At 64.6% G+C, this 22,661-nt stretch carries 18 protein-coding genes and 1 pseudogene; 16 read left to right on the top strand and 3 right to left on the bottom strand.

The genetic code is table 11. From position 1 onward, the window contains the following. Positions 1–152: 152 nt before the first annotated feature. The 7 genes from OKW52_RS04650 to radC all read left to right on the top strand — a co-directional run bounded on the left by OKW52_RS04650 (position 153) and on the right by radC (position 8,571). Entirely contained in the window at positions 153–1,259 is a 1,107-nt protein-coding gene (locus OKW52_RS04650; RefSeq protein WP_127108955.1) for a TRAP transporter substrate-binding protein, read from the top strand. A gap of 125 nt (positions 1,260–1,384) precedes the next feature. Further along, positions 1,385–1,936: a TRAP transporter small permease subunit gene (locus OKW52_RS04645; RefSeq protein WP_264504672.1), complete on the top strand. Its 552-nt coding sequence runs from the start codon at positions 1,385–1,387 to the stop codon at positions 1,934–1,936. A gap of 5 nt (positions 1,937–1,941) precedes the next feature. Further along, positions 1,942–3,330 (top strand): TRAP transporter large permease, encoded by a 1,389-nt coding sequence (locus OKW52_RS04640; RefSeq protein ID WP_264504671.1) that lies wholly within the window; start codon positions 1,942–1,944, stop codon positions 3,328–3,330. Between the two features lie 55 nt (positions 3,331–3,385). Further along, positions 3,386–4,312: an AEC family transporter gene (locus OKW52_RS04635; protein ID WP_264504670.1), complete on the top strand. Its 927-nt coding sequence runs from the start codon at positions 3,386–3,388 to the stop codon at positions 4,310–4,312. A 179-nt stretch (positions 4,313–4,491) separates the two neighbouring features. Continuing rightward, positions 4,492–6,411 (top strand): molecular chaperone DnaK, encoded by a 1,920-nt coding sequence (dnaK, locus tag OKW52_RS04630; protein ID WP_264504669.1) that lies wholly within the window; start codon positions 4,492–4,494, stop codon positions 6,409–6,411. Positions 6,412–6,483: 72 nt separating this feature from the next. Continuing rightward, positions 6,484–7,632, top strand: coding sequence for a molecular chaperone DnaJ (gene dnaJ / locus OKW52_RS04625; RefSeq protein ID WP_264504668.1), 1,149 nt, complete (start codon positions 6,484–6,486; stop codon positions 7,630–7,632). A gap of 189 nt (positions 7,633–7,821) precedes the next feature. Further along, a complete protein-coding gene (gene radC, locus OKW52_RS04620; protein ID WP_264504667.1) occupies positions 7,822–8,571 on the top strand; it encodes a RadC family protein in 750 nt (249 codons plus the stop codon). Between the two features lie 113 nt (positions 8,572–8,684). Here radC and OKW52_RS04615 read toward each other — a convergent pair whose 3' ends face one another. After that, positions 8,685–9,911 (bottom strand): hypothetical protein, encoded by a 1,227-nt coding sequence (locus OKW52_RS04615; RefSeq protein WP_264504666.1) that lies wholly within the window; start codon positions 9,909–9,911, stop codon positions 8,685–8,687. Between the two features lie 201 nt (positions 9,912–10,112). Continuing rightward, the gene (gene secA / locus OKW52_RS04610; protein WP_264504665.1) at positions 10,113–12,848 is read right to left on the bottom strand and encodes a preprotein translocase subunit SecA; all 2,736 of its coding nucleotides are present in this window, start codon (positions 12,846–12,848) and stop codon (positions 10,113–10,115) included. 181 nt (positions 12,849–13,029) lie between these two features. Here secA and OKW52_RS04605 point away from each other — a divergent pair, with 181 nt between their 5' ends. The 7 genes from OKW52_RS04605 to OKW52_RS04575 all read left to right on the top strand — a co-directional run bounded on the left by OKW52_RS04605 (position 13,030) and on the right by OKW52_RS04575 (position 19,214). Beyond that, complete coding sequence (locus tag OKW52_RS04605) at positions 13,030–13,878, top strand: peptidylprolyl isomerase (protein WP_264504664.1); 849 nt, start codon at positions 13,030–13,032, stop codon at positions 13,876–13,878. Positions 13,879–13,964: 86 nt separating this feature from the next. After that, positions 13,965–15,311: a bifunctional glutamate N-acetyltransferase/amino-acid acetyltransferase ArgJ gene (gene argJ, locus OKW52_RS04600; RefSeq protein WP_264504663.1), complete on the top strand. Its 1,347-nt coding sequence runs from the start codon at positions 13,965–13,967 to the stop codon at positions 15,309–15,311. Positions 15,312–15,417: 106 nt separating this feature from the next. Then, positions 15,418–15,816: a (deoxy)nucleoside triphosphate pyrophosphohydrolase gene (locus OKW52_RS04595; RefSeq protein ID WP_264504662.1), complete on the top strand. Its 399-nt coding sequence runs from the start codon at positions 15,418–15,420 to the stop codon at positions 15,814–15,816. Between the two features lie 158 nt (positions 15,817–15,974). Continuing rightward, positions 15,975–16,112, top strand: coding sequence for a hypothetical protein (locus OKW52_RS04590; RefSeq protein ID WP_264504661.1), 138 nt, complete (start codon positions 15,975–15,977; stop codon positions 16,110–16,112). 122 nt (positions 16,113–16,234) lie between these two features. Continuing rightward, positions 16,235–17,431, top strand: coding sequence for a kynureninase (gene kynU, locus OKW52_RS04585; RefSeq protein ID WP_264504660.1), 1,197 nt, complete (start codon positions 16,235–16,237; stop codon positions 17,429–17,431). 243 nt (positions 17,432–17,674) lie between these two features. Then, positions 17,675–18,511, top strand: a complete 837-nt coding sequence (gene kynA / locus OKW52_RS04580; RefSeq protein ID WP_264504659.1) for a tryptophan 2,3-dioxygenase — start codon at positions 17,675–17,677, stop codon at positions 18,509–18,511. 82 nt (positions 18,512–18,593) lie between these two features. Further along, the gene (locus tag OKW52_RS04575) at positions 18,594–19,214 is read left to right on the top strand and encodes a L,D-transpeptidase (protein ID WP_264504658.1); all 621 of its coding nucleotides are present in this window, start codon (positions 18,594–18,596) and stop codon (positions 19,212–19,214) included. Positions 19,215–19,225: 11 nt separating this feature from the next. Here the strand turns inward: OKW52_RS04575 and OKW52_RS04570 are convergent, their stop codons facing one another. Beyond that, positions 19,226–19,828: a TetR/AcrR family transcriptional regulator gene (locus OKW52_RS04570; RefSeq protein ID WP_264504657.1), complete on the bottom strand. Its 603-nt coding sequence runs from the start codon at positions 19,826–19,828 to the stop codon at positions 19,226–19,228. 103 nt (positions 19,829–19,931) lie between these two features. Between OKW52_RS04570 and OKW52_RS04565 the strand changes: the two are divergent. Further along, positions 19,932–20,403, top strand: a pseudogene (locus OKW52_RS04565) ((2Fe-2S)-binding protein). After that, the gene (locus tag OKW52_RS04560) at positions 20,400–22,631 is read left to right on the top strand and encodes a xanthine dehydrogenase family protein molybdopterin-binding subunit (protein WP_264504656.1); all 2,232 of its coding nucleotides are present in this window, start codon (positions 20,400–20,402) and stop codon (positions 22,629–22,631) included. The pseudogene OKW52_RS04565 and the gene OKW52_RS04560 overlap by 4 nt, the downstream one beginning before the upstream one ends. Positions 22,632–22,661 lie beyond the last annotated feature (30 nt).

Genomic DNA, 22,661 nt, shown 5'->3' with positions numbered 1-22,661 from the left:
GGATCACATTTAGCCTTGCGTTAGGATGACTGAACCCGACGAAGCACGCCCGCGCGCCACAAGAATCGGGTTTGCATGGCGTGAAAGCCGTGTATAAAACTGATCTATTGGTCAAGATATATGACCAAATGTTACAAGTTAGGGAGGACTACATGGATCGTCGCTCATTCCTGCGGACGTCGACTGTCGGCGGCGCCGCTGCGGCAGCCAGCACGTTGGCAGCCCCCGCGATTGCGCAAGGCCGCATCACCTGGCGCATGGTCACGACGTGGCCGCGCAACTTCCCCGGTCTGGGCGTGGGCGCGCAGCGCCTTGCCGACCGGATCACCGCCGCGTCGGATGGCCAGCTGACCGTCGAGGTGTTCTCGGCCGGTGAGATGGTGCCTGCGCTGCAATCGCTGGACGCGGTCATCGACGGCACCGCCGAGATGAGCCACGGCGCTGCCTATTACTGGCAAAACAAGTCCACCGCGCTGTCGTTCTTCACCGGTGTGCCTTTCGGCATGACCTCGCGCGAGCTGACGGCATGGGTCCGCTATCTGGGCGGTCAGGAACTGTGGGACGAGGTCTATGACCAGTTCGGCGTTCAGGGCTTCCTGTCGGGCGACACCGGCACGCAGACCGGCGGCTGGTTCAAGAACGAGCTGACCTCGCTGGCCGACATTCAGGGCATGCGCTTCCGCACGCCGGGTCTGGGCGGTCAGGTCTGGCAGCGCATGGGCGCGTCGGTCACCAACATGGCTGGCGGCGAGATCTTCCAGGCGCTGCAGTCGGGTGCGCTGGACGCGGCCGAATTCGTCGGCCCGTACAACGATCTGGCGCTGGGCTTCTATCAGGTCTGCCAGCACTACTATACCTCGTCGTTCAACGAGCCGGGTCTGGCCACCGAGATCGTCGTGGACAAGGCCAAGTATCAGGCCCTGCCCGCCAACCTGCAGGCCATCGTCAAGGACGTGGCGCAGGCCGAGTATGATCAGGTTGCCTCGGACTTCTACGCCAACGACCCGCGCGCCCTGCGCACGCTGGTCGAGGATCACGGCGTCATCCTGCACTCGGAATTCCCCGACGACATCATGCAGGCAGCTGCCGATGCCGCCAAGGAAGTGCTCGGCGGCGTGATCAACTCGGATGACGACCTGACCAGCCGCGTCGGTCAGAGCTTCCTGGACGCCGTGCGCCTGCTGCGCACCCGGACCGAGGGCACCGATCAGGTGTTCACCACGGCCCGCTCGCGCTTCATGGACTACTCGGACCTCTGATCCGGGCTAAGCCTTGCTCTTGCACCCGGAGCGATCCGGGTGCAAAGGCCAGCCTTGCGAGGGCCCCGGAACGAGAGATCGCACCGGGGCCCTCGACCGTAACAGGCAAACCTCAGGAGGCCCCCTTGAACGGTCTGTCCGCCCTCATGCGTGCGATCAACGGTGTAAACCGGCTGATCGGCAACGTCTTTTCATGGCTCGCCCTGGCGATTGTCCTCATTTGCTTCTGGGTTGTCGTCGAACGCTATCTGTTTTCGAACACCCGACTCTGGATGCAGGACCTGTACCCTTGGCTGAACGGCGTGATGTTCTGCTCGGTCGCGGCCTATGCGCTTTATGCCAATGACCACGTGCGGGTGGATATCTTCTACCGGCCGGCGTCGAACGTGAAAAAGGCGTGGATGGATCTGACCGGGGTGCTGATTTTCCTGTTCCCCTTCACCTGGGTGGTCTGGACCTATTGCTACACCTTCGTCGCGCGGTCGTGGGGCTTGCACGAAGGCTCGGCCAATCCGGGCGGCGCACCGGGGCTGTATCTGGTCAAGGGCTTCATTCTGGTCTTTGCCGTGACCGTCGCCTTGCAAGGTCTGTCGATGCTGATCCGTTCGGTCCTGATCGTTCGCGGTCGCGAAGATCTGGTCCCGCCCGCCTACCGCTATGAACCTGTGTCGGAGTGACCCCCATGGATCCTGTTCTCATTGGTGAACTCCTCGCCGGACTGATGTTTCTGGGCGTCATCGGCTTCTTGATGCTGGGTTTCCCCGTCGCCTTTACGCTGGCGGGCACCTCGATCCTGTTCGGCCTGCTGGGCAACTGGCTGGGCGTGTTCGACATGTCGAACTTCAGCGCGCTGGCCGGGCGCTATACCGGCTACATGACCAACGAAGTGCTGGTCGCGGTGCCGCTGTTCATCTTCATGGGCGTGATGCTGGAACGCTCGAACATTGCCGAGCAACTGCTGTCCACCATGGGCAAGCTGTTCGGCAGCCTGCGCGGCGGTCTGGGCATTTCGGTTGTCGTGGTGGGCGCGCTGCTGGCCGCCTCGACCGGGGTTGTGGGGGCCACGGTGGTCACCATGGGCCTGATCTCGCTGCCCGCGATGATGCGGGCGGGCTATGACCCCAAGCTGGCCTGCGGCACGATCTGTGCATCGGGCACGCTGGGTCAGATCATCCCGCCCTCGACCGTGCTGATCTTCATGGGCGACATGATCGCGGGCATGCACGCGCAGGCGCAGATGAGCATGGGCAACTTTGCCCCCAGTGCGGTGTCGGTCGGCGATCTGTTCGCGGGCGCGTTCATTCCGGGCCTGCTGCTGGTCGTGGTCTATATCGTCTATATCCTGTTCAAAGCCTGGACCGATCCGCAAAGCTGCCCGGCTATCCCGATGTCCGCCGCCGAGCGGGCGGGCCTGCCGCGTGAAATCGTCGTGGCTCTGGTGCCGCCGCTGCTGCTGATCGTCGCCGTGCTCGGCTCGATCCTTGGCGGTGTCGCCACCCCGACCGAGGCTGCCTCGGTGGGGGCTGTCGGCGCGACCCTGCTGGCCACGCTGCGCGGGCGTCTGCACCGCTCGATCTTTCTGGAAACCGTGCGCAGCACCGCCAAGATCACGGCGATGATCTTTGTGATCCTGTTTGGCGCGTCGGTCTTTTCGGTCGTGTTCCGTCAGATGGGCGGCGACGATCTGGTGCACGAGTTCCTGACCGGCATTCCCGGCGGCGCTCTGGGCGCGATGATCGCCGTCATGGTGGTGATGTTCATCCTTGGCTTCATTCTGGACACGTTCGAGATCATCTTCATCGTCCTGCCGATCACCGCGCCGACCCTGCTGATGCTGGGCGTCGATCCGATCTGGCTGGGTGTGATGATCGGGGTGAACCTGCAGACCAGTTTCCTGACGCCACCCTTTGGCTTTGCGCTGTTCTATCTGCGCGGCGTGGCACCGGCGACGGTGAGCACCGGGATGATCTACAAGGGCGCCGTGCCTTTCGTGATCCTGCAGATCATCGCCATTGCCGTGTTGTTCGTGTTCCCCGGTCTGGTGACCTGGCTGCCGTCGATCTTGTACTGACACCGGCTCTGGCCCGCCCCTGACCGGGCGGGCCGGGCCCAAAGATCGGAGCGCCATGCTCGCCGTCTTTTCGCAGACCCTTCCGTTCTTTGCCGTGATCGGCCTGGGCTATGGCGCGGGCCGCAGTGGTTTTTTCCCGCCCGAGGCCACGGCTTGGCTGACCAAGTTCGTGTTTTATTTTGCCTTGTCGGCATTGCTGCTGGGCTTCTCGGCCAGCATGTCGATCGGCGACATTTTCGATCCGCGCGCGGCGGCCGCCTATCTGTGGGGCTGCGGGGTCGTGTACCTCATCGCGCTGGCCGTCGCCTTCATCCGCCTGCGCCCGCTGCCCGAGGCGGTGATGGAAGCGCAGACCGCCATCATCGGCAACACCGGGTTTCTGGGCGTGCCGATGCTGGTGCTGCTCTTGGGGCCTGAAGCCGCGGGCACGGTGCTGCTGGTGCTGTCCATCGACCTGATCGTTTTCTCCAGCCTGCTGACCGTCGTGATCACGCTGGGGCGAGAGGGGCGCGTGTCACCGGCGCTGCCGCGTATCATCCTGATTGGCCTTGCGAAAAACCCGATGGTCGTGGCCATGGCCGCAGGCCTCTTGTGGTCCGCCACCGGCTTTCCCCTGCCCGGCCCCATCGCGGCCACCACTGCCCTGCTGGGTGCCGCAGCCACGCCCGGCGCGCTGTTCGCCATTGGCGCGTCGCTGACCGGCAAACGGGCCGAGCGGTTGACCGTTGCCGGATGGCTGAGCTTCGCCAAACTGGTGCTACATCCAGCAGCCGTGGGCTTCGCTGCGCTGTGGATTTTCCACGTCGACCCCTTCGCGGCGGGGGTGCTGATCAGCGCCGCCGCACTGCCGGTAGCGGGCAATGTGTATATCCTTGCGCAACACTATGGGGTCGCCGTGGCGCGGGTGTCGGCCTCGATCCTGATCTCGACGGCGCTGAGTGTGCTCACCGTTCCGCTGGTGATCGCGCAATTCACCGGCTGAAGCATGAACCTGATGTGAAATTGGCGTACCGCGGGCGCTTGCAGGCCCTTCTACCCCTCCCTATATAGCCCTTCGAAGCCGGGACATTGCCCTTGTGGGTGGCCCGGTTCAGGGATCGGGGACGCGAAGCCTGACAGGATCGCCTCTCCACAACATCGCCGAAGGAAAGAGGAAGCATCATGGCTAAAGTCATCGGGATTGACCTCGGGACGACGAACAGCTGCGTGGCCATCATGGAAGGCTCGCAGCCTCGCGTGATCGAGAACGCAGAAGGCGCGCGCACCACGCCGTCGATCGTCGGTTTTACCGAAAGTGAACGTCTCGTCGGCCAGCCCGCCAAGCGGCAGGCCGTCACCAACCCCACCAACACCGTTTTCGCCGTCAAGCGCCTGATCGGCCGCCGTCTGGGCGACGCCGCCGTCGAGAAGGACAAGAACCTTGTCCCCTACACCATTGCCGACGGTGGCAATGGCGACGCATGGGTTGAAGTGCGCGGTGAGAAATACTCGCCCTCGCAGATCAGTGCCTTCATCCTGCAAAAGATGAAAGAAACCGCTGAATCGTATCTGGGCGAAAGCGTCACGCAGGCCGTGATCACCGTTCCGGCGTATTTCAACGACGCTCAGCGTCAGGCCACCAAGGACGCGGGCAAGATCGCCGGTCTGGAAGTGCTGCGCATCATCAACGAGCCGACGGCTGCCGCGCTGGCCTACGGTCTGGACAAGAAGCAATCGCAGACCATCGCGGTCTATGACCTTGGCGGCGGTACGTTCGACATCACGATCCTTGAGATCGACGATGGCCTGTTCGAAGTGAAATCGACCAACGGGGACACGTTCCTCGGCGGCGAAGACTTCGACATGCGCATCGTTCAGTATCTGGCCGACGAGTTCAAGAAAGAGCACGGCGCCGATCTGACCAAGGACAAGATGGCGCTGCAGCGTCTGAAGGAAGCCGCCGAAAAGGCCAAGATCGAGCTGTCGTCGAGCCAGCAGACCGAAATCAACCAGCCGTTCATCTCGATGGACAAGAACAGCGGCCAGCCGCTGCACCTGGTGATGAAGCTGACCCGCGCCAAGCTGGAAAGCCTGGTCGGTGATCTGATCGTCAAGTCGATGAAGCCCTGCCAGCAGGCGCTGAAAGACGCCGGTCTGACCAAAGGCGACATCGACGAGGTGGTTCTGGTCGGCGGGATGACCCGCATGCCGCGCGTGGTTGAGGAAGTCACCAAGTTCTTCGGCAAAGAGCCGCATAAGGGTGTGAACCCGGATGAGGTTGTGGCCCTGGGTGCCGCCATTCAGGCCGGCGTTCTGCAAGGCGACGTCAAGGACGTGGTGCTGCTCGACGTGACGCCGCTGTCGCTGGGCATCGAGACGCTGGGCGGCGTGTTCACCCGCCTGATCGACCGCAACACGACGATCCCGACCAAGAAATCGCAGGTCTTCTCGACCGCCGAGGACAATCAGAACGCGGTGACCATCCGCGTGTTCCAGGGCGAGCGTGAGATGGCGGCGGACAACAAGGTCCTTGGCCAGTTCAATCTGGAAGGCATCCCGCCCGCACCGCGCGGCCTGCCGCAGATCGAAGTGACCTTCGACATCGACGCCAACGGCATCGTCAACGTCTCGGCCCGCGACAAGGCCACCGCCAAAGAGCAACGGATCACGATCCAGGCTTCGGGCGGTCTGTCGGATGCCGACATCGAAAAGATGGTCAAGGACGCCGAAGAGAACGCCGACGCCGACAAGGCCCGCAAAGAGCTGGTCGAGGCCAAGAACCAGGCGGAAAGCCTTATCCATTCGACCGAGAAATCGCTGGTCGAATACAAGGACAAGGTCGATCCGACCACGGTCGAAGCCATCGAGCTGTCGATTGCGGCGCTGAAAGACACGCTGGACGGCAACGATCCCGACAAGATCAAATCGGGCATCAACAACGTCCGCGACGCGTCGATGAAGCTGGGTGAGGCGATCTACAAGGCGCAGCAGGAAGCCTCTGAGGGTGAAGAAGCCTCAGCTGACGACGAGCCGCGCCCGGTCGATGACGACATCGTCGATGCCGACTTCGAGGACCTCGACAACAACAAGCGTCGCGACTGACGCTCGGTGATCCAAGGGGCCCCGGCCGGCAACGCCGGACCGGGGCCCTGCCTTTGAAAGTGAGGTCCATGGATGGCCAAGCGCGATTATTACGATGTTCTGGGTGCGTCCAAAGGCGCCTCGGCTGAAGAGCTGAAGAAAGCCTATCGCACCAAGGCCAAAGAACTTCACCCCGACCGCAACAAAGACGATCCCACCTCGGAAGCGCAGTTCAAGGAAGTGAACGAAGCCTACGAAGTGCTCAAGGACGCCGATAAGAAGGCGGCCTATGACCGCTACGGTCATGCGGCCTTCGAGGGTGGCATGGGGCAGCAACGGGGCGCTCGTCCCGGTGGCGGCGGCGGTGACTTCGGGTCCAGCTTCTCGGATGTGTTCGAGGATCTGTTCGGCGATTTCATGGGCGGTCGCAACGCCGGCGGTGCGCGTCAACGTGCCAGCCGTGGCAGCGACCTGCGCTATAACCTGCGGATAACGCTGGAAGAAGCCTTCAGCGGTTCGCAAAAGTCGATCCGCGTTCCGACCCTGTCTGCCTGCGATGAATGCAGCGGGACCGGGGCTGAAGGTGGCGCCGAGCCGGTGACCTGCCCGACCTGTTCGGGCATGGGCAAGGTCCGTGCGCAGCAGGGTTTCTTCACGGTCGAGCGGACCTGCCCGACCTGTGGTGGACTCGGTCAGATCGTCAAGAACCCGTGCAAGGTCTGCAAAGGCGCAGGCCGGGTCGAGAAAGAGCGCCAGCTCAGCGTCAACATCCCCGCCGGCGTCGAAACCGGCACGCGCATTCGCCTGACCGGCGAAGGCGAGGCCGGGCTGCGCGGCGGTCCTGCGGGCGATCTTTATATCTTCATCGAAGTGCGCGAGCACCCGATCTTCCTGCGCGACGGACTGGACCTGCATTGCCGGGTGCCCGTCAGCTTCACCACAGCCGCTCTGGGCGGCGAGGTCGAGGTGCCGACCATCGACGGTGGCCGCAGCCGGGTGAAGGTGCCTGCGGGCTCGCAGGCGGGCAAGCAGATGCGTCTGCGCGCCAAGGGTATGCCCGCGCTGCGCGGTGGCGGGTCGGGCGACATGATGATCGAGTTGAGCGTCGAGACGCCGGTGAACCTGACCTCGCGGCAAAAAGAGCTGCTGCGCGAGTTCGAGGGGCTGTCGCAGGACAACCACCCCGAGGGCAGCAGTTTCTTCACCAAGGTGAAGAGCTTTTGGGATGGAATGAAGGGGTGAGCCGCGACCCTGCCCGCGAGCGGGCAGGGTAAAATCGCTCCGGTGGAGCGATTTTAGCGGCTCACGCCCGAGGCCCCTGCCGAGGGCCTGTTCCACATCCAAGCGTACACGATCCCAAAACGGCGGCCCCCTTCGGACCGCCGTTTCGCTTTAACCCTTCTTCAACCAGAATCACTGCAGGCTGAGCCCATGTCGCGCCCCGCCTCCTTGTCAGAGCCACCGCTCCCCCTGTTCACCGCGCCCGAGCCGGTGAACCCTGGCAGGCTTCCCTCGTACATCAAGGACCACCGCAAGCGCCTGCGCGCCCGGTTCCTTGAAGGCGGGGCCGCGGCAATCCCCGACTATGAACTGCTGGAACTGATCCTTTTCGGCGCAATCCCGCGCGGCGATGTCAAACCGCTCGCCCGCACCCTGATTGACCGTTTCGGCGGGCTGGCGGGCGTGATTACCGCGCAGCAAGCGCAGTTGCTGAAAGTCGACGGTGTCGGCGACTGCGTGCTGGTCGCGCTGAAACTGGCCGAAGCCGCGGCGATCCGCCTCGCCCGCGCCAAGCTGCTGAATCGCCCGGTGATTTCCTCTTGGGACGCCTTGCTCGACTATTGCCACACCACCATGGCGCATCACCCGGTCGAACATGTGCGCGTGCTCTATCTGGACCGCAAGAACTGCCTGATAGCGGATGAGGAGCAAGGGCGCGGCACCGTCGATCATGTGCCGCTCTACCCGCGCGAGGTGCTGCGCCGGGCGCTGGATCTGGACGCCTCGGCGTTGATTCTGGTGCACAACCATCCGTCGGGCGACCCCACGCCAAGCGCGCAGGATATCGCCCTGACCGACTGCATCCGTACCGGGGCCGAGGCCCTGTCACTGGTGCTGCACGATCACCTGATCATCGGCAAATCGCGCGAGTTCAGCTTCAAGGCAGAGGGGTTGCTGTAATCCAGCGCGGGTGCGTCGTGCCTCTAGCCCCCTTGCCAATGCGAAAGGCCCGGCGCAAAACGCCGAGCCTTGGTGCAGGTGTCAGTCGATCATCGGGGCGACAGCCCGCCGGGTCAGTTCAGCGCGATCTCCAGCTCAGGCAAGACACCGGGCAGCACGATAAAGCCGCCCGTCCCGTCGCAATCAGGCATGGTGATCTGAACCTGGCGCACCTGGGCCGAGGCCGTACCGTGCAGTTCAACCGTATTGGCCTGAAGCGTCTGGCCGCAACTGTTGGGGGTGATCGGCGCTTCGATTTCAAGCGACACCTGACCCGTGCGCGGCGTTTCCCCGCGCGGATAGGAATAGACCTGCGCCAGATGCGCGCCCTCGATATCGGGATCGCCCAGAACGGTCATGAAGCCCTGATCCGGCACACCCGGTTCGCGCGGGGCGTTTGCGTTGACATGACCCGGGTCGCCATAGGCCGCGCCGAACTCATAGGCGTTCAGCACCAGCATCGCCGGACCCTGCCACTGCAACACAACGCGCTCGATCGAGGCCAGATCCGGCACGGTGGTCATATCGGTCTGCACGCGACCGTCGGCGAAACTGACGCTCACCGTCGCGTCTGACGACAGGGCGGGAAGTTGCAGCATCATCTGTCCGTCATCGCCCACACGGCTGTCGAAGGACAACCCGGCGTGGGTGACCGAAACAGCCGCGCCGTTGTCGCATGGGGCGTAGACGCTGGCATCCAGCATCGCGCCCGGCGCAGGGGTCACGACCAGCCAGACGGCACAGGCGGCGAGTTCGGCCTGCAGCTCGGGATCGAGCGGCAGCACATCGTCCACCACGGGCGTCTGGGCGGGGGACAGATCACTCAGCTGAACGGGGTTGCCGGTATCAGCCACAGGCAGCGTATCGGCGAAGGATTGCGTGTCAGATTGCGTGTCGGCGGCGACCGGGGCTGGCGCGCCGTCGATCGAGGGCAGGATACTGGCGCGCGACAGGTCCATGTCGGGCTGATCGCCAGCCTGAGCCATGACAGGGGCGGCAGGGGCCTGCGTGGGGGCCTGTGCGCCCATCAGGGAGGGCATCGCGGGTACATCGGCAGGGGCAGGCGCCTCGGCGGCCTCAGGGGCCTGCGCAAGCGCAACCACGGGCGCCTGGGCCTCGGAAGAAAGCGCTGCGAGCGACGGCGCGGTCCCGGTCGGCGCGGGCACAACAGAAGCCGAGGTGAGGCTTGGCGCCGCAGGTTCAGCGAGAGAGAGCTCGCGCGATTGCTGGAATTTGGTTCCCGCCGTGACAGCCGCCCCGAGGGCGACGGCGGCAATGGCGACGATGCGCACTCGTTTCATGACCGACTCCGACTCAATGTACTGACAGTTGCGTTATCGGGGTCAATCCGGGCAGCTTTGGGGCGGCTGAGCGGTGGTTTGAGGGCCAAACCGGGCCAGAAGTGACTATCATCGTTAACGAATTTGCAACGCCCTGCCCCGGTATGGACCACGCAAAAGGGGCCGCGATGCGGCCCCTTGCTAAGCGATGCGAGTGCCGTGTCAGGCCAGACTGCCGTGGCAATGCTTGAACTTCTTGCCCGATCCGCAGGGGCACAGCTCGTTGCGGCCGGGGTTGCCCCAGGTCGTCTGATCGGCCTCATCGAACCCCTCACGCGGGGTGCCCGGCTCGACCGCTTCGGCCGGAGCCTGCGGCGACAGGCGCGGCAGGTCCATCGGCGTGTCCAGCTTGCCATCACCGCGCGCAGCGGCGGCTTGCATCGCCATCTGCTGCTGCATCTGCGCCTGTTCTTCTGCCGTCAGCGGACGGATGCGCGACAGTTGCCGCGTGACGTCCTCCCGCAGTTGGCCGAGCAGGTTTTCGAACAGCACGAAGGCTTCGGACTTGTACTCGTTCAGCGGATCGCGCTGCGCCAGCCCGCGGAAGTTCACCGCCGAGCGCAGATGGTCCAGCGTCACGATATGCTCGCGCCACTTGCCATCGATCACCTGCAACAGAACCTGCTTTTCGACCTGACGCATGGTGTCCGAGCTGAAGGCTGTCTCTTTCTCGGCCATCATCGTGTCGGACATCGCGATCAGCCGGTCGCGCACGACCTCCTGATCGACGCCATCCTCATTGGCCCAGTCGGCCAGCGGCGGCTCGATGAACAGCTTGTCCTTGAGCACTTCGGCCAGACCGTCGATGTCCCACTGATCGGCATAGCTGCCCGACGGCATATGCTTGGAGATCAGATCCTCGATCACCGCGTGGCGCATGTCGCCGACGATCTCGGACAGATCCTCGGCCGCCAGAATTTCAAGCCGCTGCTCGAAAATCACGCGGCGCTGGTCGTTCATCACGTTGTCGAACTTGAGCAGCGTCTTGCGGATGTCAAAGTTGCGGGCTTCGACCTTGGCCTGCGCCTTTTCCAGCGACTTGTTCACCCAGGGGTGCACGATCGCCTCGCCCTCTTTCATGCCCAGTGTCGAGAGAACCTTCTCCAGACGCTCGGACCCGAAGATGCGCATCAGGTCGTCTTCCAGCGACAGGAAGAACACCGACCGGCCCGGGTCGCCCTGACGGCCCGAACGACCGCGCAGCTGGTTGTCGATGCGGCGGCTCTCATGCCGCTCGGTGGCCAGAACGAACAGCCCCCCGGCGTCGAGCACCTTCTGACGCTCATCGGCAACCTCGGATTCGATCCGGCGGCGCACGGCGGCGGGATCGGCAGTCGGGTCGGCGTCCAGCGCGTCCATGACCTGCATGTCCACGTTGCCGCCCAGCTGAATATCCGTACCGCGACCGGCCATGTTGGTGGCGATGGTCACCATGCCCAGACGCCCGGCTTCGGCCACGATATGCGCTTCACGCTCGTGCTGGCGGGCGTTGAGGACGTTATGCTCGACCCCGGCGGATTTGAGCAGCGCCGACAGCTCTTCGGATTTCTCGATCGAGGTGGTGCCGACCAGAATCGGCTGGCCTTTTTCGTTGGCTTCCTTGATCGCCGCCAGAACGCCGTCGAATTTCTCACGCGCGGATTTGTAGACCTGATCGTGTTCGTCAAGGCGCGCGATGGGGCGGTTGGTCGGGATCTCGACAACGCCAAGGTTATAGATTTCCTGAAACTCTTCCGCCTCGGTCGTGGCCGTGCCGGTCATGCCGCCCAGCTTCTTGTACATGCGGAAGTAGTTCTGGAAGGTGATCGAGGCCATCGTCACCGTCTCGGGCTGGATCTCCAGACCCTCTTTCGCCTCAACCGCCTGATGCAGACCCTCGGACAGCTGGCGACCCAGCATCATGCGCCCGGTGTGTTCGTCGATCAGAACGATCTTGCCGTCGCGGACGATGTAATGCTGGTCCTTGTGCAGCATCTTGTGCGCGCGCAGGGCCTGGTTGACGTGGTGCACAATCGTCGTCGATTCCGGGTCATAAAGCGTCTGACCTTCGGGCAGGATGCCTTCGGCATAGAGCAGTTGCTCGATATGTTCGTTGCCATCGTCGGTGTAGGTAATCGAGCGGGCTTTTTCGTCCAGCGTGAAATCTTCGTCCAGCAGCGACGGGATCAGCGCGTTGACGCGGACATACAGGTTCTCGCGGTCCGGCATCGGCCCCGAGATGATCAGCGGCGTGCGGGCTTCGTCGATGAGGATACTGTCGACCTCGTCCACGATGGCAAAGTTATGCCCGCGCTGCATCATCTGACCCAGATCGGTCTTCATGTTATCGCGCAGGTAATCAAAGCCCAGCTCGTTGTTCGTCGCATAGGTGATGTCAGCGGCATACGCTTTGCGCTTTTCATCATCCGGCTGATGCGGCACGACCACGCCGGTGGTCAGGCCCAGCTTGGCGAATACCTTGCCCATCCAGTCCGAGTCGCGGCGGGCGAGGTAATCGTTCACCGTGACGACATGCACACCCTTGCCGCTGAGCGCGTTCAGGTAGGCCGGGAAGGTGGCGACAAGGGTTTTGCCCTCACCGGTCTTCATCTCGGCGATATTGCCTTGATGCAGGAAGATACCGCCGATCAGCTGCACGTCGAAGGCGCGCAGACCCAGCGCCCGGCGGGCACCTTCACGGCAGTTGGCAAAGGCTTCCGGCAGCAGCGCGTCCAGGCTTTCGCCGTTTGCCGCCCGTGCCTTAAGCTCTGCGGTCTTGGCCACCAGCCCGTCGTCGCTCAGCGCTGTGTATTCGTCTTCCAGCGCGTTGATCGTTGCGACGAGGGGTCGGACAGCTTTGACCTTTCGATCGTTCGCGGTGCCGAAAACTTTCCGGCTGAGTGTTCCGAGGCCCAACATCTATTCTCCGCTCGCCATTGTGTGACCGGCTGACTAAACCGACGGGGTTGCCGGTCGGCGGCTGCTTTTCTAAACAGGGCGCGGCTGGTCAGCCCTTCAAATATACCGTTCCGGCATGTAAGGGCCGACCATGTTGGTGTCAATCACAGCGGCCCTCAGGGCCGCGATTCAGGAGCCTTGCATGTTCAAAATCGCTCGATTTGCCGCGGTAACCGCGATCTTTACCGCCCTGGCCGTGCCCGCGGTGGCACAAGATGCCTCGACGGTGATCGCCCGCGTCGGCGGCACAGAGATCACGCTGGGCAACGCGATCGCCCTGCGCGCCCAACTTCCCGAACAATTTGCGCAGGTGCCCGACACCACGCTCTTCCCGGCCATCGTGCAGCAGTTGATCGAGCAGGAATTGCTCGCACAGGCACAGGCCGACAACCTGTCGCCGCGCGATCAGCTGATGCTGCAAAACGAAACCCGCAACTTCCTGGCCAATGCCGCATTGGTCGAGGCCGCTACGGCTGCCGTCACCGACGAAAGCGTGCAGGCCGCCTATGACGCCTTCGCCGCCGAATACGCCCAAGGCGAGCCGGTCACCGAATACAACGCGGCCCATATCCTCGTGCGCACCGAAGAAGAGCGCGATCAGGTTGTGGCCGCGTTGGCCGAGGGCCGTGAGTTTGCCGACGTGGCGCGCGAGTTCTCGATCGACGGCTCGTCGCAGCAGGGCGGCGATCTGGGCTGGTTCCCCGCCGGCGTGATGATCCCCGAATTCCAGGCCGTCGTTGAAGGTCTGGAAGACGGTCAGGTGTCCGAGCCGGTGCAGACCCGCTTCGGCTGGCACGTCATCACCCTGCTGGGCACCCGCACCGCCGAGGTTCCGGCACTTGAGGATGTCCGCGACGATCTGGTCACCCAGATCCAGCGCGAAGCGACCACCGCCCGCGTCGAGCAACTGCGCGAAGGCGCAGAGGTCGAAAACCTTGCCGAAGGCATGGATCCGGCCCTGCTGAGCCAATCGTCGCTGCTGGACGAGTGACGCGCCAGCGCGTAGCGTAACGCCGAAACCGGCCCGCACCCTTCCGGGGGCTGCGGGCCGTCTGTCTTTCCAGGAGCTCGGTCCCGATGGCAACGAAGAAGAAGTACAAGCAGAAGATCCAAAAGTGGAAATCCCGCGCCAAGGCCTTGAAAACCCGCCTTGCCACGGTGCCGGTCGCTTCCCCGGCAACCAAAGTGACCGTCGTCTCGCCGCTGGCTCCCAAGGATGGCTTCCCGCTGCTGCCCGTCATCCCCGGGGTCGAGTTCGCCACCGCACAGGCCGGTGTGCGCTATAAGAACCGCACCGATGTGATGCTGGCCCGCCTCGCGCCCGGTTCGGTCGTGGCGGGAACCTTTACCCGCTCGGCCACCCGCTCGGCGGCGGTGCTCGATTGTCAGGCCAAGGTCGGCGTGACCGACGGGGCGGATCAGGGCGCCGCGATCCTGGTGAACTCGGGCAATTCCAACGCCTTTACCGGTGCGCGCGGCTGGGCCTCGGTCAACGCGCTGTCGGCCTCGGTCGCAGCCAAGCTGGGCCTGCCCGAAACCCGCGTCTTCACCTCCTCGACCGGCGTCATCGGCGAGCCGCTGCCGCATGAGCGCATCGAAGCGGCGCTGGACGCGCTGGTCGATGGCCTGTCGCCCGACGGCATCCCCGACGCCGCCCGCGCCATCATGACCACCGACACCTACCCCAAGGGCGCGATGGCCGAGGTCGAGATCGGCGGCCAGACCGTGCGCATCGCCGGGATCGCCAAAGGCTCGGGCATGATCGCGCCGGATATGGCGACGATGCTGGTCTATATCTTCACCGACGTGAAGATCGCCCAGAAGGCGCTGCAAACCGTCGTCAGCCGCCTGACAGACCGCAGCTTCAACTGCATCACGGTCGACAGCGACACCTCGACTTCGGACACGCTGCTCATCGCCGCGACGGGTCAGGGTCCGGCACTGACCAATATGCGCTCGGCCGAGGCCAAGGCCTTCGAGCGCGCGCTTGGTGACGTGATGATGAACCTTGCGCATCAGGTGGTGCGTGACGGCGAGGGGGCAACCAAGTTCGTCGGCATCACCGTCAGCGGCGCCCAAAGCAACGAAGACGCCAAGCTGTGCGCGCTCAGCATCGCCAATTCGCCGCTGGTCAAGACCGCGCTGGCGGGCGAAGATCCGAACTGGGGCCGCATCGTCGCCGCCGTCGGCAAATCCGGCGCAGCGGCTGACCGCGACCGGCTGGGCATCACGTTTGGCGCCCTCACCGTGGCCTCGGGCGGGCTGGTCGATCCGGGCTACAAGGAGGCCGAAGGCGCGGCCTATATGAAAAACCCCGAGCTTGAAATCGGCGTCGATCTGGGGCTGGGCAAAGGCACCGCCAAGGTCTGGACCTGCGATCTGACCCACCGCTATATCGACATCAACGCCGATTACCGCTCGTAGGGATCGTGGTTAACAACCCGTAAACCGCGCCCCTTCATCTTGCTGAAAATACGCTCGGGGGGTCCGGGGGCCGCCAGCCCCCGGCCTCTCCACCCGGAGATCCCGTATGAAGATTGTCCTCGTCTCCGCCGTCGCCCTGATCGACGCCGATGGCCGCGTGCTGCTGGCCCAGCGACCGGCGGGCAAGTCCATGGCCGGGCTGTGGGAGTTTCCCGGCGGCAAGGTCGAACCCGGCGAATCCCCCGAAGCCGCCCTGATCCGCGAATTGCACGAAGAACTGGGCATCAACACCTGGACCTCGTGCCTGGCACCGCTGACTTTCGCCAGCCACGCCTACCCGGAATTTCACCTGCTGATGCCCCTCTTCGCCTGCCGTCGCTGGGAGGGAATCGCCACGCCGCAAGAGGGGCAGGTGCTGAAATGGGTTCGGGCCGATGCGCTGCGCGAGTATCCGATGCCGCCGGCGGACATCCCGCTCATTGCCATCTTGCGCGACTGGCTTTGACTTTTATCGAAACAGTTCTCTTTCTGGGGAATATTATTCGGTAAAATGGAAACTCGGAAACAAACAGGTTCCGCAGCGAAGCAGTCAATTGCGGTGTTTTTCTGGCAAAATCGTCGTGAATGTGTCAAATTCAGGGCATGGGACAAGAGGAATGCACTGTGCTGAAAACCATTATGATCGGCCGTTATCTGAGCATCCAAGGCCAGTTCGTCGGCACCACGCCTACCGGGTTGATGGTGGTCATGGTCGGCGAAAAGACCTTTGCCGGGCACCCTGTACAAAAGCGGATTGCCTGAACCTGTGAGTAGCGAGTGACGGGCGTGTTCCCTCCGGGTATGCGCCCTTTTTTCGGCCCTTAGTTTCAAGCTTGAAATATAGCCCGCCGAGCGATAGCCTTCTCCCCCAAAAGGGAGTCGCCATGCCTACCGATTTCGCCGCCACCCGCGCCCAGTTCGACCTGCCTGAGGGGATCCTGTATCTCGACGGCAACTCTCTGGGCCCCCTGCCGCGCAACGTCGCCGCGCGGCTTGCCCGGACGGTGACGCAGGAATGGGGCACAATGCTGATCACCGGCTGGAACAAGGCCGGCTGGATGGACCTGCCCACGCGCATCGGTGACCGCATCGCGCGGATCATCGGGGCCGAGACCGGCCATGTGGTGCTGGGCGACACGCTGTCGATCAAGGTCTATCAGGCGCTGGCCTCGGCGCTGGAGATGACCCCCACGCGCAAGGTGATCCTGTCGGACACCGGCAACTTCCCGTCGGATCTTTACATGGCCGAGGGGCTGTGCCGGACGCTGGGCGACGGATATGAGCTGCGCACCGTCGCACCCGAAGACGTCGCCGACGCCATCGACGACAGTGTCGCGGTGCTGATGCTGACCGAGGTCGACTACCGCACCGGCCGCCGCCACGACATGCCCGCCCTGACCGCCAAGGCGCATGCACACGGCGCGCTCGCGATCTGGGATCTGGCGCATTCAGCCGGGGCGACGGATGTGAAAGTCGCCGCCGGCGGCGCGGATTTCGCGGTTGGCTGCACCTACAAATACCTCAATTCCGGCCCCGGCGGCCCGGCCTTCATCTACGTTGCCCCGCGCCACGCCGAGACCGTGCGCCCGGCGCTGTCAGGCTGGATGGGTCACGAGGCACCCTTTGCCTTCGACCTCAGCTATCGCCCCGGCAACGGTATCGAGCGCATGCGGGTTGGCACCCCGCCGATCCTGCAACTGGCGGCGCTGGACGCCGCACTGGATGTCTGGGACGGGGTCGAGATCGCCGATCTGCGCGCCCGCTCGATCGAACTGTGCGAGGCCTTCATCGCTGGGGTCGAGGCGCGCTGCCCGACGCTGACACTGGGCTCGCCGCGCGATCCGCTGCAGCGCGGCAGTCAGGTGAGCTTCCGCCATCCTGAGGGCTATGCGATCATGCAGGCGCTGATCGCGCGCGGCGTGATCGGCGATTTCCGCGCGCCGGACGTGCTGCGCTTCGGCTTCACGCCGCTCTATATCGCGCTGGACGAGGTCAACGCAGCGGTCGAAATTCTGGCCGAGATCATGGCCTCGGATGCTTGGGATACGCCCGCGTTCAAGACACGGGCAAAGGTTACATGAGACCCGACCGGGTGATCGGGGGGGCTGCTCGCCCCCCGTACCCCCTCGCCCAAGGGGGGCGCACGCGCCACCCTTGGGGATCCCCCCGTGGATATTTTCGGACAGATGATGGTGCTGCCGCCGCTGTGTCGGCCCGGCGGCTGGGTTGTGTTGTGGAAGCGATTGGCGATGATGGGAAAGTTGAACGCGCGCGGGTCGGCTTGAGTCTGCCCCTGTCCCGTTCACCGTACCGGAGTCTGCCCCATGACCGAAGCTTACGATCCCGCCCGCGAAGGCGCGCAAATGGCCTTTGATGGCCGCATGTCCTACACCGACTATCTGGGTCTGGACGCGATCCTGACCGCCCAGCATCCGCGCTCGACCGCGCATGACGAGATGCTGTTCATCATTCAGCACCAGACCAGCGAGCTGTGGATGCGGCTGGCGCTGCACGAGATCAGCGCCGCACGCGGTCACTTGCAGGAGGGTAACACCCGGCTGGCGTTCAAGATGTTGAGCCGGGTGGCGCGGATTTTCGAGCAGCTGAACAACGCCTGGGATGTGCTGCGTACCATGACGCCGAGCGAGTACACCGAGTTTCGCGATGCGTTGGGTGAATCCTCGGGCTTCCAGTCGTGGCAGTATCGGCTGATCGAGTTCACCGTTGGCAACCGTAACGTGGCTTTGCTCAAGCCGCATGCCCATCGCGAGGATCTGACGCAAGCGCTGGAGGCCGAACTGGCGCGGCCGTCGCTGTATGACGTGGCCGTGCGGGTGTTGGCGAAGGCCGGGTTTGCGATCTCGGCCGACATTCTGAACCGCGATTTGCGTCAGCCCTGGCGCGCTGACGAGAGCGTGCAGGCCGCGTGGCGCGAGGTTTATTGCGATCCGCAAAAACACTGGGAGCTGTACGAGCTGGCCGAGAAGCTGGTCGATTTCGAGGACTATTTCCGCCGCTGGCGCTTTAACCATGTCACCACGGTCGAACGGGTCATTGGCTTCAAGCGCGGCACCGGCGGCACCGCCGGGGTGATGTATCTGCGCCGGATGCTGGAGGTCGAGCTGTTCCCTGAACTGTGGCATCTGCGGACCGAGCTTTAACTACACGGGGTTTTGGCTGGCACCTTGCGGTCAGGAGCGGCATTATAGGACAAAGCCCCTGACCTGAGCCTGTGAGTCTGCCATGATTGATCTGTCCCGCCGCGCCGTTCTGGGTGGCATCGCGCTTTTTCCGGTGTCCGGCTGCGTGTCCAGCAACGCGGACCCGGTGGTCGAGCCGCTTGACTATGGCATGCGGCTGGATGGCGGTTTTACAATCCCGGCCGTCCAGACCGAGGATATCGCCGCTGGGCAGCTGCGTCAGCTCGTCCCTTTCACGATAGACTATCCGCGCGATTCGATCGTGATCATCGCCGACGAGCACGCGCTGTATCTGGTGCTGCGCGGCGGCTTTGCCCTGCGCTACAGCATCGCCGTGGGGCGTGCGGCGCTGGGCTGGCACGGAAACGCCGAGATCTATCGGGGCCAGCCCTGGCCGGAGGCTACCGCTGCGCCTGCGCCAACCCTGGTCGACGAGGGCACGGCATTCACAGAACCCGCCGGACCGTCAGCCCCGCTGGGCGCGCGCGCGCTTTATCTGCGGTCGCGCGGGACGGGGGCGGACGAAGGGCTGAGTATTCATGGCACACCGCTTGGCTCGGCCACCGGGCCCGGCGATTCCGCTGGCTATTACCGCATGATCAATCAGGAAATCATCGACCTGTACGAGCGTGTCGGCGAAGGCACGCTGGTGACGATTCTTTAAACGTCACGCTCTCAGGCCCGCAGACCGCGTCCGAACAGCTGCGCCATCCGGTTGAAGGCGGCGCAGAGCGTATCGTAGCCGGTGGCGCAGGATTTCAGCCCGCTCAGCGCTGCGACGATGGTTTCAGCCAAGGCATCGGCATCGCCGCCATAGGGGGCAAGCGTGATCCGTCCGGCGTCGGCTTCGGCTTGCAGCCACGCGCGCAGCAGGGCCCGGATGCGAGCCTCGCCTTGCTCGACCACATCGGCAGCGACGGCGAAATTCGCATCCAGCAGTTCTTCCCCATGCGGCGAATCGAACAGCACCGCCGTCTCGGGTCCGATCTTGGCCTCGAACACCGCGGCCAGCGCCTGTTCCGGGGCAAGCCCCGGCTGCAAGGCCTGCGCGACCCGGCCAACGGACACCTCGAAATGCACCATGACCAGCGACCGGAAGATATCGGGTTTGTTGCGATAGTGCAGATAGAGCGCCGCGCGCGACACCCCGACTCCGCGCGCGATGTCCTCCATCGAGGTGCGGCGGTAGCCGTAGCGCGCGAAAACCTCGACCGCGCCGGTCAGAATGGCGACGCGGCGCGGGTCTGTTTCGGCGATCTGTAGAGCGGTGCTTGGCATAGCGAGACCTCTGACAGTCCTTGTCGATTTTGTCAATTTTGCCGATTTACACTATGACACTTTCCGTACATATTGTCATGAGCTCAGCTCTGGAGGCTCTCCCATGGCAATACCCCTGACGATCAACGGCATCGCCCGCAGCATCGACGCGCCTGACGACACCCCCCTGCTGTGGGTGCTGCGTGACGAGTTGGGCATGACCGGCACCAAGTTCGGCTGCGGCGTCGGTGCCTGTGGCGCCTGCACCGTGCAGATCGACGGCGAGGCGATGCGCAGCTGTCAGGTGACGCTGGCCGATGTCTGGGGCGAGGTGACGACGATCGAGGGGCTGGGCACGCCCGAGGCCCCGCATGCGCTGCAAGTCGCGTGGGTGCGGCATCAGGTGGCGCAATGTGGGTACTGCCAGTCGGGACAGATCATGCAGGCCGCCGATCTGCTGTCGCACACCCCCAACCCCACCGACGAAGACATTGATCAGGCCATGGCCGGCAACCTGTGCCGTTGTGGCACCTATGGCCGAGATCCGCGCGGCGATCCATGACGCCGCCGCCGTGATGCAGGAGGAGGCACAATGAGCCGTCTGGGCAAACTCACCCGCCGGGCGTTCCTGATCGGCAGCGCGGCTGTTGCCGGGGGCGTCGCCTTTGGCGTCTACGCGGTCACGCGCCCCGCCGAAAACCCGCTGCACCCGCGCGAGGGCGCAACGCTGAACCCCTATCTGATCATCGACGCCGACGGCATCACCGTGGTCACCGGCCGGGCCGAGATGGGTCAGGGCGCGCAGACAACGCTGGCGGCCTGTCTGGCCGAGGAACTGGATGTCGACTGGGAAAGCGTGCGCCTGATGCACGGGCCCAAGGCGGCGGCCTATTACAACGGGGCGATGCTGGAAGGGGCGCTGCCCGGCCCGGATTACGCGCGGCCTGACTGGCAACGCTCATTGGGTGAGACGCTGGGCGTGATCGCCAAGCCGCTGGGCATTCAGGTGACCGGCGGCTCGACCAGCATGCGCGACGGGTTCGAACGACTGCGCCGCGCCGGGGCCAGCGCGCGCGAGGCGCTCAAGGCGGTGGCGGCGGACCGGCTGGGGGTCAGCGTGGACCGCCTGAGCACCGAGAGCGGCGCGGTGGTTGCGCCCGATGGCACCCGCGTGCCCTATGCCGAGCTGGCCGAAGCGGCGGCGATGATCGACGCGCCGCAGGTCGAGCCGCGTCCGCGGTCCGAGTGGCGGCTGCTGGGCACCGCCCTGCCCCGCCCGGATATGCTGGCCAAGGTCACTGGCACCGCCGGGTTCGGCGTGGATACGCGGCTGCCGGGGATGAAATTCGCCAGCGTCCGGCGCTCGCCCCGGCTGGGCGCTGCGATGACCAGCCATGATCCCGCGCCTGCGCTGGCGACCCCCGGCGTCGAGCAGGTGATCGACATCGGCGACGGTGTGGCGGTGGTGGCGCGCAACACATGGGCGGCGATGCAGGGCGCGCGGGCCGTGGTCTGCGAATGGGGAGAGGCACCCTATCCGGCAACCAGCGAGGCGATGACGGACAGGTTGCTGGCGGCCTTTGACGGCAGCCCCGACAGCACGATGCGCGACGATGGCGATGCCGATGCGGCCACGGGCACGGTGATCGAGGCCGAATACCGCATGCCGTTTCTGGCGCATTCGACGATGGAGCCGATGAACGCGACGGCGCTGTTCGCGGACGGAAAACTGGAGCTGTGGTCGCCCAATCAGGGACCGTTCGTGCAGGCCCGCGTGGCCGGTGAGGCGATTGGCATCGACGGTGACGACGTAACCGTGAACACGACCTTCATGGGCGGCGGTTTCGGTCGGCGGATCGAGGCGGATTATGCCGGTATCGCCGCCAAGGTCGCCCATGCGCTGCCCGGCACGCCGGTGAATGTCACCTGGTCACGCGAAGAAGACATGACGCATGACTTCTACCGCCCCGCCGCGATCACCCGGATCAGGGGCGCGGTGGTCGACGGGCAGGCGGTGCTCATGGACGCGCAGGTCTCGTCTCCCGGTCTGATGGCGCAGGCGGGCGGGCGGATGATGGGCATGGGGATGATGGGGGCGGATCGCTCCATCGTCGAGGGGATGTTCGATCAGCCCTACCGCATCCCCAACTACCGCGTGCGCGGCTACCGGGCGGATCTGGATGTGCCGATGGGTTTCTGGCGCTCGGTCGGGGCCAGCCACAACGGCTTTGCGCATGAAAGCTTCATCGACGAGCTGGCGCATGCCGCCGGGCGCGACCCAATGGACTTCCGGCTGGAATTGGTGCGGGGTGAGAGCGCAACGGCAGCAGGCGTGCTGGAAGCGGTGCGCGCGATGTCAGGCTGGGACCAGCCGCGCGCGGCGGGAACCGGCATGGGCGTGGCACTGGTCTGGAGCTTTGGCACCCCGGTCGCGCAGGTGATCGAGGTGGTGCAGGAGGGCGACGCGATCCGCATCGCGCGCGGCTGGATCGCCTGCGATCCGGGCATCGCGCTGGACCCGGGCATTCTGCAGGCGCAGATGGAGGGGGCAATGATCTATGGCCTGTCTGCCGCCGTGCACGGGCAGATCACCTTTGCCGACGGCAGGGTCGAACAGCAGAACTTCCCCGATTATGACGCGCTGCGCATGTCCGGCGCGCCCCGGATCGAGACGCGGATCCTGCAGGACAATCCGCATCTGGGGGGTGCCGGGGAGCCGGGAACGCCCCCTGCGGCGGCGGCTTTGGCGAATGCGCTGTTTGCCCTGACCGGCGAGCGGGCACGGGCGCTGCCGTTGGAGGGTCAGTTCCGGTTTGTGCTTTAACGAGTTGAGTCTGTTGGTGTCGGGGGGCTG

This window comes from Pararhodobacter zhoushanensis (assembly GCF_025949695.1).
In the GTDB taxonomy this organism is placed as follows: domain Bacteria; phylum Pseudomonadota; class Alphaproteobacteria; order Rhodobacterales; family Rhodobacteraceae; genus Pararhodobacter; species Pararhodobacter zhoushanensis_A.
The sequence above is the reverse complement of the archived record's forward strand: the minus strand, read 5'-3'. Positions and strand labels throughout refer to the sequence as shown.

Bases quoted from the DNA above. Each gene is read 5' to 3' on its own strand.
- OKW52_RS04650 (WP_127108955.1), top strand. From the start codon at position 153: ATGGATCGTCGCTCATTCCTGCGGACGTCGACTGTCGGCGGCGCCGCT.
- OKW52_RS04640 (WP_264504671.1), top strand. From the start codon at position 1,942: ATGGATCCTGTTCTCATTGGTGAACTCCTCGCCGGACTGATGTTTCTG.
- OKW52_RS04635 (WP_264504670.1), top strand. From the start codon at position 3,386: ATGCTCGCCGTCTTTTCGCAGACCCTTCCGTTCTTTGCCGTGATCGGC.
- dnaK (WP_264504669.1), top strand. From the start codon at position 4,492: ATGGCTAAAGTCATCGGGATTGACCTCGGGACGACGAACAGCTGCGTG.
- dnaJ (WP_264504668.1), top strand. From the start codon at position 6,484: ATGGCCAAGCGCGATTATTACGATGTTCTGGGTGCGTCCAAAGGCGCC.
- radC (WP_264504667.1), top strand. From the start codon at position 7,822: ATGTCGCGCCCCGCCTCCTTGTCAGAGCCACCGCTCCCCCTGTTCACC.
- OKW52_RS04615 (WP_264504666.1), bottom strand. From the start codon at position 9,911: ATGAAACGAGTGCGCATCGTCGCCATTGCCGCCGTCGCCCTCGGGGCG.
- secA (WP_264504665.1), bottom strand. From the start codon at position 12,848: ATGTTGGGCCTCGGAACACTCAGCCGGAAAGTTTTCGGCACCGCGAAC.
- OKW52_RS04605 (WP_264504664.1), top strand. From the start codon at position 13,030: ATGTTCAAAATCGCTCGATTTGCCGCGGTAACCGCGATCTTTACCGCC.
- argJ (WP_264504663.1), top strand. From the start codon at position 13,965: ATGGCAACGAAGAAGAAGTACAAGCAGAAGATCCAAAAGTGGAAATCC.
- OKW52_RS04595 (WP_264504662.1), top strand. From the start codon at position 15,418: ATGAAGATTGTCCTCGTCTCCGCCGTCGCCCTGATCGACGCCGATGGC.
- kynU (WP_264504660.1), top strand. From the start codon at position 16,235: ATGCCTACCGATTTCGCCGCCACCCGCGCCCAGTTCGACCTGCCTGAG.
- kynA (WP_264504659.1), top strand. From the start codon at position 17,675: ATGACCGAAGCTTACGATCCCGCCCGCGAAGGCGCGCAAATGGCCTTT.
- OKW52_RS04575 (WP_264504658.1), top strand. From the start codon at position 18,594: ATGATTGATCTGTCCCGCCGCGCCGTTCTGGGTGGCATCGCGCTTTTT.
- OKW52_RS04570 (WP_264504657.1), bottom strand. From the start codon at position 19,828: ATGCCAAGCACCGCTCTACAGATCGCCGAAACAGACCCGCGCCGCGTC.
- OKW52_RS04560 (WP_264504656.1), top strand. From the start codon at position 20,400: ATGAGCCGTCTGGGCAAACTCACCCGCCGGGCGTTCCTGATCGGCAGC.